Raw genomic sequence first — 18,959 nt, forward strand, 5'->3', positions numbered from 1 at the left:
AAAGCGTGAATGATGGATCATAGGCTCATCCATCGATTTACCATCGATATCCTCAAAAGACGGTGTTCTGGCTATGGAATCGAAACTCGAACTGGACATCAAGGATTGGCAACTGATTGAGGCGCTACAGCAGGATGCGCGCCTGGGTTATGCGGAGCTGGGTCGCAAGGTGCACCTGTCGGCGCCGGCGGTCGCCGAGCGCGTTAAGCGACTGGAGGAAGGCGGCGTCATCCGCGGCTACCGCGCGGTGATCGAACCCAAGGCGCTCGGCTTCGGCCTGGACGCGATGGTGCGCCTGCGCTGCGACGGCGGCGTGTGCGCGCGCGTGGGCGAGCTGGTGGCCGACATTCCCGAAGTGATCACCTGTCGGCGCCTGGCCGGCGAGGATTCCGCGTCGCTGCGCGTGGTGGCGATGTCGGTCTCGCACCTGGAAAACATCCTCGACCGCCTGCTCAAGATCCATCCCAGCATCAGCACCACCACGCTGGTGGTATTGCAGACGCCGCACGAGGATCGGCCGCTGACGCGGGCGATGTGGAACGTGGCGTTGGAGAAGTCCTGAGGCCAGCGCAATCTTCCCAACCTTGTAGGAGCGACTTCAGTCGCGACAGGCCGTGACGCAACCGTGGGTCGCGGCTGAAGCCGCTCCTACAAGATAGGCGGCGGCACTAGCGTCTATGAAAAAGAAGGATTTGCGGGTCCAATCCCAGTGCCCCTGGTCATGAAGCCCTAGCCCAGGCGCAGTGGCATACTTGACGTTTACCGTCAGGGAAGCCTCACATGCGCCTGTTGCCTGTCTTCACGATCGCCGCGTTCGTATTGCCCGTAGCCGCCTACGCCGCCGACCCGCACTCGTACGCTCAGCCGGACATGGTCCGGGTGAGCCATCTGGATCTCGATCTGAAACTGGACTTCACCAAGCGGGAGCTGGATGGCCAGGCCACGCTGAAGCTGGACTGGAAGAACCCGAAGGCAAAGGACCTCGTGCTCGATACGCGCGACCTGAAGATCGCCAGCATCGAGGCCGTGGCCGCCGACGGCAAGACCAGCCCGCTGAAGTACGCCCTGGCGCCGCGCGACAAGGAACTGGGCAGCAAGCTGACCATCCAGGCGCCCAAGCACCCCGGCCAGGTTCGCATCGTGTACACCACGGTGCCGGAGGCGTCGGGCCTGCAATGGCTGACCCCGGCCCAGACGGCGGACAAGAAACTGCCTTTCATGTTCTCGCAGTCCGAATCCATCCATGCACGCTCCTGGGTGCCGCTGCAGGACTCGCCGGCGATTCGCTTTACGTATAAGGCGCATGTCAGCGCACCCAAGGAAGTACGCGTCGCGATGAGCGCGCTCAACGACGCCAAGCATCCGCTCGACGGCGATTTCAGCTTCGAGCAGCCGCATCCGATTCCGTCCTATCTGCTGGCCATCGCCGCCGGCGATCTGCAGGTGAAGGAGACCGGCCCTCGCTCGGCCATCTACGCCGAACCGAGCATCGTCGGCAAAGCCGCGCATGAATTCGAAGACACCGAAAAGCTGATCGAAACCACCGAGAAGCTGTACGGCCCGTATGCCTGGGGTCGCTACGACATCCTGGTGCTGCCGCCTTCATTCCCGTACGGCGGCATGGAAAACCCGAATATGACCTTCGCCACGCCCACCGTATTGGTCGGCGACAAGAGCCTGGTCTCGCTGGTGTCGCATGAGCTCGCGCATTCGTGGTCGGGCAACCTGGTGACCAGCGCCGCGTGGCGCGACATCTGGTTGAACGAAGGCTTCACCACCTATGTGCAGGGCCGTATCACCGAAGCCGTCTACGGCAAGGCGCTGGCCGACGAAGAAGCGCTGCTGTCGGCACGCGGGCTGCAGAAGGAGCTCGAGCACATGCCGGCGAACTCGCAGAAGCTCGCACCCGATCCGCACGGTGTCGGTGCAGACGATTCGCTTTCCGACGTGGCCTACTCGAAGGGTTCGTGGTTCCTGCGCACGCTTGAGCAACGCTTTGGCCGTGACGTGTTCGACGCCTACCTGAAGGGGTATTTCGCCCACTTTGCGTTCCAGAGCATCGATACCGAGCAAATGCTCGATTACTTGAAGCCCAACCTGATCGACAAATACCCGGGCAAGATGAGCTGGGACGAAGTGAAGGAGTGGGTCTACGAGCCGGGCGTGCCGAAGAACGCGCCTCTGCCCGACTCGCCGCGCTTCACCGCCATCGACAAGGAACGCGCCGACTTCCTCGCCGGCACGCTCGATGCGTCCAAGCTGGACGCCAAGGGCTGGAACACGCAGGAATGGATGTACTTCCTCGACCGTCTGCCCGACGTAGCGCCGCTGGACAAGCTCAAGCAGCTCGATGCCGCGTGGCACCTCACCGGTACGCCGAACGCCGAGATCGGCATGCGCTGGTACAGCCATGCCATCGCCGCCGGCGACAAGGACGTATGGCCGGCCGCCGCCGAACATATGACCCGGATCGGTCGCCTGTACCTCACGCTCCCGCTGTACAAGTCGCTGGTCGCCACGCCTGACGGTCTGGCCTTTGCCCAGCAAGTCTATGACAAGGCCAAGGCCGGTTATCACCCGCTGACGCAGCAGGCCGTGGAAGGCGTGCTCGCCAAGGCAAAGAAAGGCGACAAGAAGTCGTGACCTCAGTGGCCGCGCCGGGTTTCGCAACTTGGCGCGGCCATTCGTTTAGCATGCGTCGGCGGTTTGTCCGCTCGATCTAGCGCATCAGGAAGGATTTCGCATGAAAGCTTCAGCAAGACTGGCATGGACGGCGCTCTGTTTTGCGCTGATGTCGACCGCGATGGCTGCGCAGACGGTCGTCCCAACCCAACCCGCATTGCACGATGCCCTGATTGCGCTGGATAACACCCCCGGTACCGCGCTCGACGCCGCTGCCGTGCATCGCCTCAAGGCCTTGATCGGCCAATACGGCTGGCCGACCGTCAAGAACGCCGGGCGTGACGGCGTCGACGCCATTGGCGACCTGACCGAACGTGCGGGCATCGACGAAGATTTTCAGGGCGACGCCGAATCGCACTTCGCCTCGCGCATCGGCATCGACATCGATGCCCTCGCCTTCGCCGCGCTCAATGATCGCATCGAGGTGGCACACCAACGGCCGCAGCAATTCGGCACGCTGCTGGCGCTCGAGAAAGGCAAGGTAGTGACATCACCCGCGATCAAGGCATCGACGGCGAACGCGTATCGCGACTCGGCCGGCCTGCTCTTTTTGGACGTCTATCTGAAACAGGTACAAACCCAGGTCGACGGCGGCAAATCGCTCGCCGACGCCGCGGCCATTCCGCGCCTTTCGACAGAGAACCATCCGGTAAGCAACCCGCAGCTGCGAACCGATCTGCATGAAATGGTGTCGTCGGAACAAGTCGCACGAACGACCTATGTCATGAAAGGCATGAAAGAGGGTTCGGCCGAACAGAAACGCATCATAGCGATCGATGCGGCACACCTGCCACGCATCAAGGCGATCTTCGACAAGGTTGGCTTTCCCGATGCCGCCATGGTCGGACGCAGCGGCGTCTCCAACTTCTTCCTGCTTGTCCAACATGCGGACCGGGATCCTGCATTCCAGGCCAAGGTGCTGGAAAAGGCCGAGCCGCTCATGCGTAACGGCGAACTGTCACGTCAACAGTTTGCCCTGCTGACCGACCGCGTCTTGCTGGCACAGGGCAAGAAACAGCGCTACGGCTCGCAGGTCGAGGTCAAGGATGGCCGCAGCGTGCCGCTACCGATGGAAGACGCCGCGCATGTCGACGAGCAGCGCGCGACTATGGGCCTGGAACCTCTGGACGACTACCTGAAAGAATCGGACGCGATGTACGCGCCCGCAACAGCCGCAAGCAGCCATTGATCGATATGAATACGAACAACCCCGTTACCTCCTCCACGCAACGCCCGCTGTGGCAGCGCATGCTGATCCGTCGCCTGAAGTTTCTCGCCATCGTGGCGGTCGTGCTTGGCGTCGCGTTCGGCGGCAGCTACCTGTTCGCCCCGCAATGGCTGATGCGCGCCGATGCCGCGCGACAAGCGATGGCCGCGCATCTGGAAACGCACTCGGTCGACGTGGGCGACACGCACTGGGTTTATTACGAAAGCGGCCAGGGCAGCATCACGCTGGTCATGCTGCATGGCTTTGGCGCAGACAGGAATGTCTGGCTCAAGCAGGCCAAGATTCTCGGCGAACACTTCCACGTGATCATCCCCGACCTGCCGGGCTGGGGCGAATCCACACGCGTGGACGGTGCCAGCTACAACATCGATGCGCAGGCGGCACGTCTGAACGACTTTGTCACCGCACTGCGCTTGCAGCGCTTCGTGTTGGTTGGCCATTCGATGGGTGGTGCGATCGCCGGCGTGTATGCGGCCGAGCATCCCGAGCACGTGGCCGAACTGGTGCTGATGGATTCGCTCGGGTTGAAGACCACCCCCAACGACTTCACCCGTGCCGGCCTGGCCGGCAAGAATCTGTTCGACTACGACGACCGTGCCGGTTTCGAGCGCGCCACCGCGCTGACCTTCGCTACACCACCGCAAGTGCCTGGCCGTATCGTCGATGTGCTGGTCAAGCGCAACATCGCCAACCGCGCGTTCAACGACAAGGTCTTCAACGAACTGCGCGATGAGTCGCAATACCTGTCCCTGCAGAATCGCCTGGACAAGCTCACCATGCCGGTGCTTGGTCTGTGGTGCCATGACGACAAGGTCATGGACATATCGGGACTGGACAGTCTGCGCAATGGCTTGAAGAACTCCAGCGCGATCAGCTCGAGCATCTTGAACGGTTGCAATCACATGCCGCTGTTGGAAAAGCCCGATGAGGTGGCGCGCATCATCACTTCCTTCGCCTTGTCGCACTGACAGCAAAGGCACCGAAATCAGCCGGCACGCGACTCAAGCCGGCTTTTCTTCATGCATATGAACATGTCCGGATGCACGAGCAGCATATCCGGACGTTGAGGTGATGTCGGAACAAGACCGAGCTTTTATCGTGGAGGCACTTGAGGATGATCCGCTTCGCGGACAGCCTCAGGCCGTCCCCGCCTACATAGGAGCCACGATCTTGAACACTCCACTTAATACATCTGCCTCGAATCTGTCGTACGTCACGCAAGGATATTCCGAACCGAAGAAGGCGCTCGTCTCGCTGTCCGGTACGTTCGAGATGCGTCTGTTCAGCGCCGTCATGGTGCTCATCTTCTTCATGTTCGGCTATACGAAGTGGTTCGATTACGAAGCACAGGGCCTCGTTCCGTTGATCGGCAACAGTCCGATCCTCGGCTGGATGCATACGGCTTTCGGCGTGCACGGAGCCAGCTACGCGCTGGGCGTGGCCGAATGGAGCATCGGCTTGTTGTTATTGGCCGGTCTTCGCTGGGCGCCTGCAGCCTTTCTCGGCGCCCTGGGTTCGATCGTGACGTTCGCGATCACGCCGACGATGATTTTTTCGACGCCAGGCGCATGGCAGGCTTCTGCCGGCGGTTTTCCCGCCATGGGCGGCGCCACCAGCTTTCTGATCAAGGATCTGGTGCTGCTCGCCGTGTCCATCGCTATGCTGCGCCACACCGTGCGTGCGTGGCTCGCGAAGAAATGAGAAACAACGACGGGCGGGACGAGAAGGAAAATTAATCGGCAACGTCGGCGATCAGCCGATCGAGCTCGGCCTTCAGAATCGCCCCATTTTGGCGCAGCCAGTCGCGTTCTTCACGCCATTCGGGAAACAGGCTTTCCACCTGTGTCCAGAAACGCCGCGAGTGGCTGCGCACTCTCAGATGGCAAAGCTCGTGCACCAGCACATAGCGCAGCGCGGTCGGCGGCGCGAGCGCGAGCGCAAGATCGAGATTGATGCGATCACGCGTGTCCAGACTGCCCCAGAGGCTTTTCATCGGACGAATACGCAATGCCGTAGGCGCCAACCCCAACTGCGGCACGTAACCGGCAAGCCAGCGCGATACATCGCGACGAATCTGCGCTTCGAAATACGATGCAAGCAGACCGCGCGCGACAGGTAACGCCCGCGTATGCGGGCGTGGAATGATCAAGGTCAGGCCACCATCGAACGGCTCGACCTTCGGATACGGACCTTCGGCCCACTCCAGCTTGGTCACCTCACCGCGCAACGGAAAATCGGTGGCATAACCCAGACGCAACGGCGGCAGCGGCTTGGTGACCAGATGCAGTTCGTCGAGCTTCTGCTCCAGCCAGTCCGCATGACTGCGCAGGAACGCGCTCACTTGCGCCGGATGCGTGCCATTGGGGTACGTAACGCGCGCGCCCTTGGGCGTGACGGTGAGGCGCAGACGACGCGAGCGTGGATGCACGCTCTTCTGCACGCGGATGACGTTGCCACCCGTGGTTGCCAGTTCCAACCAGTCGCCTTCCAGATGCTGCGCCATGGTGTTCCGGTTCCTGCCTGCACGACCTGTCCCCCGAGGGGGGACTCCTACTCTACGCCGTGGCGAGGGGTCGCCGGCGGGGGTGAGAGCATTCTGCTTGGGGGAGGCTGAAAAACTTGTCATTCCGCAGCCGGGGCCTCTCCCTGTTCAGGTTTCCGAGGAAACCTGCCGGGAAGACCAATATGGGGCAAGCTTGCCCCCGTCCCAAGACGGGCAGATGACCGGATCGGTGTCAGGCATCGGCTGGGCGTGGCAGCCCGAACCACTCTTCCAGCTTGCCCAGCAGGCGCTCCAGCTCCAGGGTGAGCAGGGCAAAACGAGCGTCCATCTCGGCTGCGGCGTCCTGCTGGCTATCGCCCATCTCGTCCAGGACCGCGTCCAGGAACTTCATCTTGCGGACGATGAGGTCCTCGCCAAGCACGAAGCTGATGCGCTCATCGAAGGTGAGACCGAGCTGAAACACCTGTTTGCCATTACGCAGGTGCTCCTTCACCTCCTCGCTTTCCAGGTCCTGACGGCGGCAGCGGGCGATGGCGCCGGTGGCGGTCGCCGGGTCGCGCAGCTCGCATTCGTCACCCAGGGCCAGGCCGCCGGGCAGATTGCCGGTGGCCAACCAGTCGGTCATCAGCACGCGCGGGCCTTCTTCGGGCGCCAGCGGCACGGCCGGGAAGCTACCCAGTGCTTCGCGCATCTGGGTCAGTGCGTTTTCCGCCGACTTCCGGCTGGAGGTGTCGAGCACCAGCCAGCCATGGCGCTTGTCGACATAGGCGGACATGCGCGAGCTGCGCACGAAGGCGCGCGGCAGCAGTTCGGTGAGCAGGTCTTCCTTGATCCGCTTGCGTTCGCGGCCACCCACCTTGCGCCCTTCTTCCTCGGCGATCTTCTGCACCTTGCGCTGCAACTCGTCGTTGACCACGGCCGAAGGCAGCAGCTTGTCCTCGCTGCCAACCGTCACCAGCGTGCATGCCTTGACCGCATGAGTCATCGCAGCTTCCTCACCCCGCCCTACCGGCGGCACGAAACCCTTGGTGCCCATTTCCAGAGGACCACAGGGACGCAGACGATGCTCGCCCAGCACCTCATCGAGGCGATTGAGATCTTCGGCAACGGCGGGAGAAAAGCGGAACAGCGTGAGATTGCGGAAGAACATGAATAATCCGATCAGGAAAATAGTTTCGTCGTCCCGGCTTTTGCCGTGACCCAATATCTTTCGCTCAAAGGCACAGCCACCATGCCCCGGCATAGGCCGGGGCGATGTCCGTGCAGGCAGTTATTTGCTGACAGCGGCGACGGCGTTGACCACCGTATCGAGATTCGCGCGATTGAGCGCCGCCACGCAGATACGACCGGTGCCGATCGCATAGATGGCGAACTCTTCACGCAAGCGATCGACCTGCGCCTTGCTCAGGCCCGAATACGAAAACATGCCGGCCTGGCGCTGGATGAATTCATACCGGCCCAAGCCTTGCGCGGCCAGCTTCTCGACCATGCCCGCACGCATCGCATGGATGCGTTCGCGCATTTCGGTCAGCTCGCTTTCCCACAGCGCGCGCAGTTCGGCACTGCCGAGCACGCCGGCCACCAAAGCGCCGCCATGCGTGGCCGGGCTGGAGTAGTTCGATCGAATGGTGCGCTTGACCAGCGACTGCACGCGCTGCGCTTCTTCGCGGTTGGCACCGACGATCGACAAGGCGCCGACGCGCTCGCCGTACAGCGAGAACGACTTCGAATACGAATTGGCCACGACGAACGAATCGATGCCCGAGGCAGCAAACAGGCGCACCGCGGCAGCGTCCGCGTCGGTGCCCTTGTCGAAGCCCTGGTACGCCATGTCGATAAAGGGCAGCAGGTTGCGCTCCTTCACCAGTTCGACCACCTGTTGCCACTGCTCGACGGTCAGATCGACGCCGGTCGGGTTATGGCAGCAGGCGTGCAGCAATACGACGGTGCCGGGTTCGAGCTTGCCCAGATCGGCCAGCATGCCGGGGAAATCCAGGCCATGCGTAGCGGCGTCGTAATAGGCGTAATCGACTACTTCGAAACCCGCCGCCGTGAACACCACGCGGTGGTTTTCCCAGCTCGGGCTGCTGATCGCGATCTTGGCCTTGGGCAGCGCCTTGCGCAGCAGATCCGCGCCGACGCGCAGCGCGCCGCTGCCGCCGATGGTCTGCGAGGTAGCCACGCGCCCTGCCTCGAGCAGCGCCGATTCGGCACCGAATACGAGGCGCTGGGTGGCCTGGTCATAAGCGGCCAGGCCATCGATCGGCAGGTAACCGCGCGGTTTGCCCTCGCGCGCCATCGCTTCTTCCACTTCGCGCACGGCGCGCAGCAGCGGAATCTTGCCTTGTTCGTCGCAGTAGATGCCCACGCCAAGGTTCACCTTGCCCGGGCGCTGGTCGGCCACGAAGGCCTCGGTCATCCCGAGGATCGGATCGCCCGGGGTCATTTCAACGGAAGCAAAAAGGGACACGGCGCTACTCACAAGTGAAGGACAGTCAAAAGAAACACTTTACGCGTCATCGGAGGTTCCGGCCAGCCATGCATGGATATCGACTGGCGGTGCATCCACCCGCGCACCAAGCGAAGCGAAATCGAACAGGGCGCGGTCGGTCAGCTGCGACGGCGCGACATTGCCCAGCGCGCGAAAAATCGTCTCGCTGCGCCCGGGCTGCTGACGCTCCCAGTCTTCCAGCATGCGCTTGACCGCCTTGCGCTGGAGATTTTCCTGCGAGCCGCACAGGTTACAGGGAATGATCGGAAATTCGCGCGCCTGCGCGTATTCGGCGATATCGCTTTCCTTGCAATACGCCATCGGACGGATCACCACGTGGCTGCCGTCGTCCGAGCGCAGCTTGGGCGGCATCGCCTTGAGGCTGCCCTGGTAGAACAGGTTCAGGAAAAACGTCCCCAGAATATCGTCTCGATGATGCCCCAGCGCGATCTTGGTGATGCCGTTTTCCGATGCCCAGCGATACAGCGCGCCGCGCCGCAGGCGCGAGCACAGGCTGCACATGGTCTTGCCGGCGGGAATCACCCGCGTGACCGTGCTGTAGGTGTCCTGCTCGATGATATGGAAGGGCACGCCACGCCCACGCAGGTATTCCGGCAGGACATGCTCGGGGAAGTCCGGCTGCTTCTGATCCAGATTCACCGCAATCAACTCGAAGCGCACCGGCGCCTTGACCTGCAGCGACAGCAGCAGGTCGAGCATCGTGTAGGAGTCCTTGCCACCGGACAGGCACACCATCACCTTGTCGCCGGCCTCGATCATGTTGAAGTCGGCGATCGCCTGGCCGACCTGATGACGCAGGCGCTTGGCGAGCTTGCCGGCCTCGTAGGCCTGCTTGCGAGAGGGTTCGGGCTGGGCGGACATGAAGGGAGGGAAGAGAAGGGACCTGCGGCTATTGTAACCGCCCCGGGGCCAGCCGGCTGGCGTACACTTGGGGTTCCGCCGCCGTTCCTTTAAGTGCCAAGTGCTCATGCCGGTTCAAGATCCCGCCCAAATCGCCCATCTCCTGGCCGAGCTGCGGATCGAGCACCGCGACCTGGACGCCGCCATCGAGCATATGGCCGCGGCCATCGGCCGCGACGAGCTGCAGCTGACGCGAATGAAAAAGCGCAAACTCTTGCTCAAGGACGCGATCGCGCGCCTGGAAAGCAAGCTCATTCCTGATCTGGACGCCTGAACCGGCATGCCCCTGCCCCTAGCCGTGCTGGAAGACGACCACGTCGCCCTCGAGCCGCTGCAACACGATCACATTCCGGGCCTGGAAGCGGCTGCTGCCGATGGCGAACTCTGGAACCTGTGGTTCACCAGTGCACCAGCACCCGGCAAGATGGGCCAATACGTAGACAAGGCCCTGGCCGGTCATCAGGCGGGATTGATGCTGCCGTTCGCGGTTCGCGAAAAGCGCAGCGGTGAAATCGTTGGCACCACGCGTTTCTATGACTATGTGGACGATCCGCGTCGCGTGGCCATCGGCTATACCTGGTATGCGAAACGTTGGCAGAAAAGCCACGTCAACACCGCCTGCAAACGCCTGTTGCTTAAGCACGCATTCGAAACGCTCGGCTGCGTGGCAGTGGAATTTCACACCGATCATCGCAACCAGGATTCGCAGCGCGCGATCGAACGGCTGGGCGCCGTGCGCGAAGGCGTGCTGCGCAACCACAAGCGCCGGCCTGATGGCTCACTACGCGATACGGTTTGCTACAGCATTCTCGATCGCGAATGGGCGGATGTGGAGAAGTGGCTGGGTTTGCGGCTTGGGCGGTTGATTGGCACGCGGCCTTAAAAGCCAAAAGCCCCCCTCACCCCAGCCCTCTCCCCCGGCAAAGCCAGGGGAGAGGGAGCAGGTTGCGCAAGTACGAAATACTGAAGTTCACCTCAGTCAACCCCCTCTCCCCTGGCTTTGCCGGGGGTGAGGGGGCTAGCAACTACCACTACCGCGGCTGCACCTCGATCGTCGCCGTCATCCCCGCCGCCAGCAATGTTCCTTCAGGCATGTGATCCGTATCGATCGCAATACGCACCGGAACGCGCTGCGCCAGACGCACCCAGTTAAATGTCGGATTGACCTTGGCCAGCAGATCGGTACCCGTGGGATTGTCCGCATCGGTGATGCCGCGGGCGACGCCGATGATCTTGCCATCCAGGCGCGTGCCACCGCTCATCAGCCGAATCTTCACCGGGTCGCCGATACGCAGGTGCGGAATCTTGGTTTCCTCGAAATAGCCGTAGATGTAATAACTGTGGCTATCGATAAGCGCCATGCGCGGACTGCCAGTGGCGGCGTAATCGCCGACGCGCACGTCCAGGTTGGTGACATAGCCATCGACCGGCGCGCGCACGGCGGTGCGCTCCAGGTTCAACGTAGCCAGATCCAGCGATACTTGCGCCTGCTCCACCGCCGCCTGCGCCTGCGCACGCGCCGCATTCGCCTGATTGCCACCGGCCTGCGCCTGCTGCCAGCTGGCCAGGGCGGAGTTGGCGGTAGATGCCGCATCGGCGCGGTCTTCCTTAGCGATCAGCTCGCCCAGTTTTTCGCGGCGATCGGATTGCTCCCGGCGCATCTGGAACTCCGCCTTGCGTGCCGCAGCAGCAGCGAGCGCCGCGTTGATATTGGCGCCGGCCGCACGCGCATTGGCTTCGGCCGACGCGAGGTTGGCCTGCGCCAGCGACACCGCATTGCGGTAACGCTCCTGGTCGATTTCCATCAGCAGGTCGCCCTTGTGTACGAAATCGTTGTCGTACACCGGCACCTTGGTCACCAGCCCCGACACATCGGGCGCGATCCGTACCACTTCCGCGCGCACGCGCCCGTCGCGCGTCCACGGCGAGTAGATGTAGTGCCGCCACAAGGCGTGACCGAGAAAGGCCGCCATGACGACCACCAGGGCCGTGATCGCAACGCGAAGTATGGATTGACTCTTCATGACACGCTCTTTAGGGAAGCAGCAAAAGGCCGGCAACGCCGAACAGGCAAACGAACAGGGCAACGCGAAACAGGGGTGGGTGCCAGACGTAGCGATAGAGACCGAAGCGACCGACGATCGCATCGATGATCCAAAGCAGCAGCAGACAACCGAGAAAGATTGGGAGCAGGCCGGGAATCAGCGCACCGCCGATAGCGATTTCACGAGGCATCGGGCATCTCCTTGGGCGTGATGTACACCGCCAATGCGGTTTCGTCGTCGCGCAGCGCGCCGCGCAATATATGCAGTTGCGCCAGGATGGCCGGGCAGCGGCTTTGTGCGGAGGATGGCACCTGCATGCCAGCATCGATCGCAAGCTCGACAGCGCGTTCGGCGCGACTCCACCGCGAAGCATCGGGTGCCAGATAAAGTTCGGCCACCCGCGCGACCGCGTCATCGACCGCGCTCTCCACGCGCTCGGGCAGATCGCCCTGCGCGGCAGCCTGGCGCAATTCGATCACCGCGCGCCCGCATTCGTGCACCGAAAAAGCCCACGCCAGCAGCTGACGCGATTCGTCCGAGCCGGGGCCGGTGTGCACGGTGATCTGCTGGAAAAGATCGCGATTGATGCTTTCGAAGCGATACAACAGGCCGTCCACGGGTGCGGTGGCGGCCAACACGACCTGACGGCGCAACTGCTGCAGCTGGCGACGGCGCTGCCACAGGCTGCCGGTTACCGCCGGCACGAATATGAAGGCAACGCCGGTCAAGCCCAGGCCCACCAGCTGCGAGATGCCATCGTTGATGAAACGCTCCGGGTCGTAGACCATCGGATTCTTCAACGCCAGGATGTAGACGAAGCCGAGCGTATAGCCCACACCCGTGCCCGGCAGCGTGTTGCGGGTCATCAGATAGGGGCCGATCAGCAACAACGGCGCGCTGGCTGCGATCAGCATCACAAAGCCGTCGCTGCCCGGCAGCAACCAGAAGGTCATGAAGAACGCGGCCAGCAGGCCCAACGCATAACCCACCCAGGTATACGACGTGGCCGCCAGCGGGTGCGCCGACGTTGCGTACAGTCCACTGAAGATCGTTGCCAGCAACATCGCCCCGGCACCGTACGTCCAACCGCTGATGATCCACATCGCGCTCAACGCGATCATGGTAAGAAACGTACGCAACACCGCCACCGAGGCGCCGGCATAGTCGTTGCCGCGATGAAATCCGGCGCGCTCGACGCTGCCGCGCTGGCGCTGCTCGCGCATCGAGGCATACAGCGCGCTGAACTCGCGCAGCTCTTCGGCGAAACGACGCAGCAGCAACTGTCCGGTATCGAATTCGAGCAGTGAAGTGGCGTCTTCGAAACGCGTACGCAACTGGGCCGCCAGCGGCGGAATGCGCGTTACGCTCGCCTGCAGGCGCGTGGCCAGAATCTCCGGCTGATGACGATCGCGTACTTCCGGCGACAACGCTTCGCCGATGGGCGCGTACAGCTCGATCAAAGCCTCGGCGACCGGCTGACGCCCATGACGCAGCATGCGGTTGATCAGGTGATGCAACGACTGAAAGCTGGTCGCCGCCGCCATGTAGCGCTGGTTGAGCAACTGCATGCGACCGCTGCGGGCGCGCGCTTCGGGATCTTCGAAGATCACGCTGGAACGCAGGTCCTCCAGTTCCACGGCCGCCCGAACGAAGCGCAGATGCGCGCGCTCCATGTCTTCGCGCGCGATCCCGCCAACCAGGCTGTCGCGTGCAAAATCGATGAAATGCGCAAAGTGTTCGGCAAGACGCTGGCGCAGGACGTTACGCAGACTACCCGGCCAGACGACGTCGCTGACCACGCCGGCCACGATGATCCCGAGCATCACCTCGCTCACGCGCATCACGGCCGAGTCGAATACCGTCAGCGGCGCATTGATCGCCGGCAGAGCGACGATCGCCGCCGTATAGCCAGCCAGCACGAAGCCATAGGACATGAAGTTGCGGTACAGCATGGCGCCACCGGCGCACAGGCCCACCCATAGCGAGAGGCTGAGCAGGAACAGTTCGCGCTGCTGCGGAAACAACCCCATCAAGACCAGACCGAACGTGCTGCCTGCGAGCGTACCGATCGCCCGATAGAAGCTTTTCGCCAGCACCATGCCGCTGTGCGGATGGATCACCAGCACCACGGTAATCATCGAGGTGGCCGGCGCCTCCAACTGCAGCCACATCGCCAGCCATGCGGCCAGATACATCGCCAGCAGCGCCTTGAACACGAACGCCCACGAACTGCGCTCGCCGGCAAGGAACTCCGGCAGCCATGGCCAGCGCCGGGTCCAGGCCGAGAGGTTTTCCTTGATGACCGCTGACATCCCGTTCAATCCCGTTCGAGCTGGACGAGGAATTTCTTCAGCAGACGCTCGAGCTGCGCCAGGTCGCGCGACTGCAAGCCCGTGGTCTGGCGTTCGAGCAGGGCGCAGATATCGGGCAAAAAGCTCTCGATCATCGCTACACCTTCGGCAGTCAGGGTCAGGGTGATCTTGCGGCGGTCTTCATCGCTGGCCGTGCGCTCGATCAGTCCCTTGTCGCAAAGTTCGTTGGTCAACCGTGTGATGTTGGCCGACTTCTCCCCGGCGGCATCGGCCAACTGTGATGGATTTAAGGTATACCCTTCCGTGCCGTACATCATCATCAGGATGTTGTATTCCGGATGGTTGATGCCCCAGGGACGCAGCACGGCATTGGCGTCGTCGTGAATGCGTTTGTGCAAATGCTTGATCAGGCGTACTACTACCGCAGGCTCGCGCGGAAAGGCCGGATGACGGCGGCAAGTAATGGCCAGGCGTTGTTCGGTTGCTTCGAAACTGCTCATCTGCGCATGCTCGATCAGGGCGTTTGGACGGCTAAAATTGTTACATATGTGTATTATCTATATATGAATGATATGCCCCCTCGGGCACTGCCGCAAGACCGTTCTCGGAAAAACGCCTTAACGTCGTGCAAAAAAGGGGTTTCTCAATACGCAAACTTCCCCTACATTTCGCACTGCCAACCGGCAAAACTGGTAACTACACAAACCACCACGGGGATATCCATGGCGAAGAAAGCAGCAACCAAGAAAGCGGCCCCGAAGGCCGCGGCCAAAGCTCCGGCCGCTCCGAAGCCGATCAAAGAAACCCTGAGCAAGTCGGGCCTGGTCGCCCACCTGGTCGAAGCCACCGGCGTTGTCTCCAAAGACGTGCGCGCCGTCCTGGCCGCGCTGGAAGGCGCCGTTGCAGGTTCCGTGCACAAGAAGGGCGCTGGCTCCTTCACCCTGCCGGGCCTGCTGAAGATCACCGCCATCAGCGTTCCGGCCAAGCCGAAGCGCAAGGGCATCAACCCGTTCACCAAGGAAGAGCAGTGGTTCGCCGCCAAGCCGGCCACCGTGAAGGTGAAGATCCGTCCGCTGAAGAAGCTCAAGGACGCAGCGGTCTAAGTCTTACGTCGCGCGCCTCTTCCTGGCGCGTGGCAACAAAAAAGGCGGCCTGAGGGCCGCCTTTTTTGTGTGTCGGATCGACGAACGACCTAACCGCCTTTCACCGGAAACGTCTGTGCCCCGCCCGCCGAGCCCGGCTGCTGCGGCTGACTCGCACCGGCGTCGCGACGACGCTCCTCGCCGACGGGACGCGCACCGCACGAATACGCACCCCAGGCCTGCGAACCATCCACCGGTTCGGCCAACGGCTTGATCGTGTCCGCATGCATGGTGGCCGCTTCGTTGCGTGCCAGCACTTCCAGCTCGTCACGTACCTTGATGTCATTGCGATTGACCGGACCGACATGGTCCTGCACCGACACCGTGACCTTGCCCAGATCGCGGCAGGAGGACACATCGCCGTGCCAGGCCGTGTGGACGTTCTTGGCCTCATCGGTCAGCGTGATGCCCCAGGTACAGGCACTGAGCGCAATGGTGGGAACGAGCAACAACAGGGTCTTGCGCATGGATAGCTCCGCGGTATCTGCCATGAAAAAAGCCGGGTAGTCGCCTACCCGGCCATCATCGTAGCGTGAGATGGTCCGTTCAGCCCAAGCGCGGCTGAACGGCACGCACGTTTACTTGCCCGCCACCGGCTTGCCGTCGGCGTCGATCACCTGCACGTCGCCCAGCTTCAGCGCGCGTACCGGCTGCTCGATCTTCTTCAGGTCGCCCACGATCACCCAGGTGATCGCCTGCGGCGTGACGATCTCCTTGATCGCCGCCTGGGCGGCCGGCTGGTGCACGGCTTCGATGTGCTGCTTGAGCGTCTGCACATAGTCGTCCGGACGATCGAACTGCACGATCTCCTCGACCGCACCCAGCACCGCACTGGTGGTTTCGAAGCTGCCCGGCAGGCCGCGGATGTCCGAGGACTTGATCTTGTCGACTTCCTCTTCGGTCAGCGGCTTGGCGCCGATGACCGCCACGGCTTCCTTGTAGACCTCGTTGGCCGACTCGGCGGTCTTGTCGGTCTGCACCGGGGCATACATCAGGAAGGGGCGCTGACCCACGGCATCCTGCATGAAGCTGAAAGCGCCATAGGCCCAACGCTTGTCTTCGCGCAGATTCATGTTCAGGCGTGAGGTGAAGCTGCCGCCGAACGCACCATTGGCCGTTTCGATCGCCTGGTTGTTCGCCGCCTTGGTCGACGGCGCCAGCAGACCGGCCAGGATGAGCGACTGCGGCGCATCCGGGCGATCGATCAGGAACACGCGTGGCTTGGCCTGCGCGGCGACGTGAGCGAGGTTCTTGGTCGGCTTGGCCGTGGCTGCCGGGGTCCAATCGCCGAATGCGGCATCGAGTTCCGGGATGATCTTGTCCAGCGTGGTGTCGCCGGCCACGATGATCTTCACGTTGTCCGGGCGCAGCCAGTTGCTGTGGAAGGCCTGCAGGTCCGCGCCCTGCATGGCGCCGATCGACGCCTCGGTGCCCGAGCCGGTAAACGGCACGCCGTACGGGTTGTCCGCGCCGTACAGCAGCGGCGGCAGGCTACGCAGGGCCAGGCCGGTCGGCTGGGTCTTTTCCTGCGCGATGCGCGCGAGCCACTGGCCACGAATGCGCTCGACGTCCTCGGCCTTGAACGCGGGATTGCGCACGATGTCGGCAAACAGCGACAGCGACGGCGTCAGCTGATCGTTCAAGGCATTGAGCGTGGCCGTGCAGGCATCGAGGCTGCAACCGACACCGGTCAATGCACCCAGGCGCTGCTTGCGCTTGGAGATTTCGACCGAGTCGAGATCCTTGGTGCTTTCGGCCATCAAGGCCGCGGTAAAAGCCGCCGTGCCGAGCTTGTTGCCGTGGTCGGCCGCGTAACCCGCGTCGAACAGCAATTCGATCTGGGTCACCGGAATCGTGTGCCGCTGGGCCAGGATCACTTCGATACCGTTCTTGAGCTTGCCGCGCTCCAGCTTGGGGAAGCTCAGGTCGGGGAACTGCTCGACCTGCGGCACGCCCTTGCTGCGATCGAGCTGGGTCTTGGCGACGGTGTATTCATGCTTGGCCGGCAGTTTCGCTTCCGGACGACCTGGAGCCGCTGCCAATTTGGAGACCTTGGCGTCCTCCTGATCGGGATTGAAGTCCTTGCCGGCGGGAAGCACGGTCAGATCGTAGTTGCCCTTGTTCAACCAATGATCCGCTGCTGTCTTGACGCTGGCGACGGTGGCATCGGCTACGCGCTGCAGATCTTTCTTGTAGGCGCCCGGGTCGCCGCGATACACCTGACCTTCGGCCAGGATCACCGCCTTGCCACCAAAGCCACCGACTTTTTCCAGGCCGCGCACGAAGCCCGCGCGTCCGGCCACCTTGGCGCGATCGAGTTCATCCTGGGTCGGACCTTCGGCGAGGAACTGCTTGAGCACCTCGTCGATCACCGCTTCGACCTTGGCCGGATCCACGCCCTGCTTCACGTCGGCCTGGATCTGGAACTGACTGCCCAGCGCAAACGCCGACACGTCCGCGGAAACACTGTCGACCAGCTTGTCCTGATAGACCAGGCGCTGGTACAGACGCGAGGTCTTGCCGCCACCCAAGGCGGCTGCGGCCAGATCGAGCTGGATCGCATCGTCCGTACCGAGCTGCGGCACTACCCAGGTGCGATAGATGCGCGGCTGCGCGACATGATCGTGCTGAATGCCATGCGTGCTCTTTTCCAGCGGCGTGATCCACGCCTGCTGACGCGGCACCGGCGGGCCAGCCGGAATATCGCCGAAATACTTCTCGGCCTTTTCCTTCGCCTGCGCCACCGTAATGTCGCCGGCCAGCACCAGGGTGGTATTGGCCGCGCCATAGTAATCGTGGAACCACTGCTTCACGTCACCGAGTGAGGCAGCGTTCAAATCATCCATCGAGCCGATCGTATCGTGGTGATACGGATGGTTGGCCGGATAGGTGTTGTAGAGAATGTTCTGATCGACACGGCCATACGGGCGGTTTTCGCCCTGGCGCTTTTCGTTCTGTACGACGCCGCGCTGCGTATCGAGCTCTTTCTGGCCGATCGCACCGAGCAGATGGCCCATGCGGTCGGACTCCATCCACAAGGCCATGTCCAGCGCCGTGGTCGGCACCGTCTCGAAATAATTGGTGCGGTCGAACCAGGTGGTGCCGTTCTGGTCGGTGGCACCGGCCAGCTCGAACGGCTGGAAGTAGGTGCCCTTGTGGTTTTCCGAGCCTGAGAACATCAGGTGCTCGAACAAATGCGCAAAACCGGTCTTGCCCTTGGGCTCGTCGCCCGAACCGACGTGATACCACACGCTCACTGCCACCACCGGCGCCTTGTGGTCTTCATGCACCACGACGGTCAGGCCATTGGGCAGGGTGAAACGGGTAAACGCGATATCGGGAATGGCCTGGCCGGCCGGGGCGGCTTGCAGCGGCGGCATCGCGCCCACGCCCAGCACCATCATTGCTCCCGCAGCCAGCAGGGCGAAAGGTCTTGCCATGACGAACCTCCTTTTCACTGAAGTGATTCCGTCGAGGCTAGTGGCGGGCCTGACGCCGTGCAAATGACCAATGGCAGGGTTGTCCGCCGCACGCTTTGAGTGTCCGCGCGGTTGTCCGGGCAAGACCGTCCGCTGTCCGCGGACAACTTGGGCGCAACCAGGTGACGCAGAAATAGTCCATTTAATCAACGATAT

18 protein-coding genes are annotated in these 18,959 nt (G+C 62.6%); 8 read left to right on the forward strand and 10 right to left on the reverse strand.

Annotated features, from left to right (window positions below; all coding sequences use genetic code 11):
* The first annotated feature begins 73 nt into the window (after positions 1-73).
* From QMG46_RS01505 to QMG46_RS01525, 5 genes are all read left to right on the forward strand, one after another.
* Positions 74-562, forward strand: coding sequence for an Lrp/AsnC family transcriptional regulator (locus QMG46_RS01505; protein ID WP_281850670.1), 489 nt, complete (start codon positions 74-76; stop codon positions 560-562).
* 218 nt (positions 563-780) lie between these two features.
* On the forward strand, positions 781-2,643 hold the full coding sequence (locus QMG46_RS01510; protein ID WP_281850671.1) for a M1 family metallopeptidase: 1,863 nt from the start codon (positions 781-783) through the stop codon (positions 2,641-2,643).
* A gap of 100 nt (positions 2,644-2,743) precedes the next feature.
* Positions 2,744-3,871 (forward strand): DUF6624 domain-containing protein, encoded by a 1,128-nt coding sequence (locus QMG46_RS01515; protein WP_281850672.1) that lies wholly within the window; start codon positions 2,744-2,746, stop codon positions 3,869-3,871.
* A 5-nt stretch (positions 3,872-3,876) separates the two neighbouring features.
* The gene (locus tag QMG46_RS01520; protein ID WP_281850673.1) at positions 3,877-4,878 is read left to right on the forward strand and encodes an alpha/beta fold hydrolase; all 1,002 of its coding nucleotides are present in this window, start codon (positions 3,877-3,879) and stop codon (positions 4,876-4,878) included.
* Positions 4,879-5,080: 202 nt separating this feature from the next.
* Positions 5,081-5,611, forward strand: a complete 531-nt coding sequence (locus QMG46_RS01525; protein ID WP_281850674.1) for a YkgB family protein — start codon at positions 5,081-5,083, stop codon at positions 5,609-5,611.
* A gap of 31 nt (positions 5,612-5,642) precedes the next feature.
* Here QMG46_RS01525 and QMG46_RS01530 read toward each other — a convergent pair whose 3' ends face one another.
* From QMG46_RS01530 to ttcA, 4 genes are all read right to left on the reverse strand, one after another.
* A complete protein-coding gene (locus QMG46_RS01530) occupies positions 5,643-6,413 on the reverse strand; it encodes a M48 family metallopeptidase (RefSeq protein WP_281850675.1) in 771 nt (256 codons plus the stop codon).
* Between the two features lie 232 nt (positions 6,414-6,645).
* Positions 6,646-7,563, reverse strand: a complete 918-nt coding sequence (locus tag QMG46_RS01535; protein ID WP_281850676.1) for a recombination-associated protein RdgC — start codon at positions 7,561-7,563, stop codon at positions 6,646-6,648.
* Between the two features lie 120 nt (positions 7,564-7,683).
* Positions 7,684-8,883 (reverse strand): amino acid aminotransferase, encoded by a 1,200-nt coding sequence (locus tag QMG46_RS01540; RefSeq protein WP_281850677.1) that lies wholly within the window; start codon positions 8,881-8,883, stop codon positions 7,684-7,686.
* Between the two features lie 39 nt (positions 8,884-8,922).
* The gene (ttcA, locus tag QMG46_RS01545; RefSeq protein WP_281850678.1) at positions 8,923-9,786 is read right to left on the reverse strand and encodes a tRNA 2-thiocytidine(32) synthetase TtcA; all 864 of its coding nucleotides are present in this window, start codon (positions 9,784-9,786) and stop codon (positions 8,923-8,925) included.
* Between the two features lie 106 nt (positions 9,787-9,892).
* On the opposite strand from ttcA, the gene QMG46_RS01550 reads away from it, so the two are divergent.
* Entirely contained in the window at positions 9,893-10,099 is a 207-nt protein-coding gene (locus QMG46_RS01550) for a YdcH family protein (protein WP_281850679.1), read from the forward strand.
* Positions 10,100-10,105: 6 nt separating this feature from the next.
* The gene (locus QMG46_RS01555; RefSeq protein ID WP_281850680.1) at positions 10,106-10,708 is read left to right on the forward strand and encodes a GNAT family N-acetyltransferase; all 603 of its coding nucleotides are present in this window, start codon (positions 10,106-10,108) and stop codon (positions 10,706-10,708) included.
* 148 nt (positions 10,709-10,856) lie between these two features.
* Here QMG46_RS01555 and QMG46_RS01560 read toward each other — a convergent pair whose 3' ends face one another.
* The 4 genes from QMG46_RS01560 to QMG46_RS01575 are packed head-to-tail and all read right to left on the reverse strand — an operon-like array spanning position 10,857 to position 14,682.
* On the reverse strand, positions 10,857-11,849 hold the full coding sequence (locus QMG46_RS01560; protein ID WP_281850681.1) for an HlyD family secretion protein: 993 nt from the start codon (positions 11,847-11,849) through the stop codon (positions 10,857-10,859).
* 10 nt (positions 11,850-11,859) lie between these two features.
* Positions 11,860-12,060 carry a DUF1656 domain-containing protein gene (locus QMG46_RS01565; protein WP_281850682.1) on the reverse strand — a complete coding sequence of 67 codons (201 nt, stop codon included), beginning with the start codon at positions 12,058-12,060 and terminating at the stop codon, positions 11,860-11,862.
* Complete coding sequence (locus tag QMG46_RS01570; RefSeq protein ID WP_281850683.1) at positions 12,050-14,182, reverse strand: FUSC family protein; 2,133 nt, start codon at positions 14,180-14,182, stop codon at positions 12,050-12,052. The genes QMG46_RS01565 and QMG46_RS01570 overlap by 11 nt, the downstream gene beginning before the upstream one ends.
* A gap of 5 nt (positions 14,183-14,187) precedes the next feature.
* Positions 14,188-14,682: a MarR family transcriptional regulator gene (locus QMG46_RS01575; RefSeq protein ID WP_281850684.1), complete on the reverse strand. Its 495-nt coding sequence runs from the start codon at positions 14,680-14,682 to the stop codon at positions 14,188-14,190.
* A gap of 222 nt (positions 14,683-14,904) precedes the next feature.
* Here QMG46_RS01575 and QMG46_RS01580 point away from each other — a divergent pair, with 222 nt between their 5' ends.
* Positions 14,905-15,285, forward strand: coding sequence for an HU family DNA-binding protein (locus QMG46_RS01580; RefSeq protein WP_281850685.1), 381 nt, complete (start codon positions 14,905-14,907; stop codon positions 15,283-15,285).
* Between the two features lie 89 nt (positions 15,286-15,374).
* Here QMG46_RS01580 and QMG46_RS01585 read toward each other — a convergent pair whose 3' ends face one another.
* Positions 15,375-15,791, reverse strand: coding sequence for a DUF4156 domain-containing protein (locus tag QMG46_RS01585; RefSeq protein ID WP_281850686.1), 417 nt, complete (start codon positions 15,789-15,791; stop codon positions 15,375-15,377).
* 111 nt (positions 15,792-15,902) lie between these two features.
* Positions 15,903-18,764 carry a M16 family metallopeptidase gene (locus QMG46_RS01590; protein WP_281850687.1) on the reverse strand — a complete coding sequence of 954 codons (2,862 nt, stop codon included), beginning with the start codon at positions 18,762-18,764 and terminating at the stop codon, positions 15,903-15,905.
* Positions 18,765-18,959: the final 195 nt, after the last annotated feature.

Origin of the sequence: Dyella sp. GSA-30, assembly GCF_027924605.1 — a bacterium.
Classification (GTDB): domain Bacteria; phylum Pseudomonadota; class Gammaproteobacteria; order Xanthomonadales; family Rhodanobacteraceae; genus GSA-30.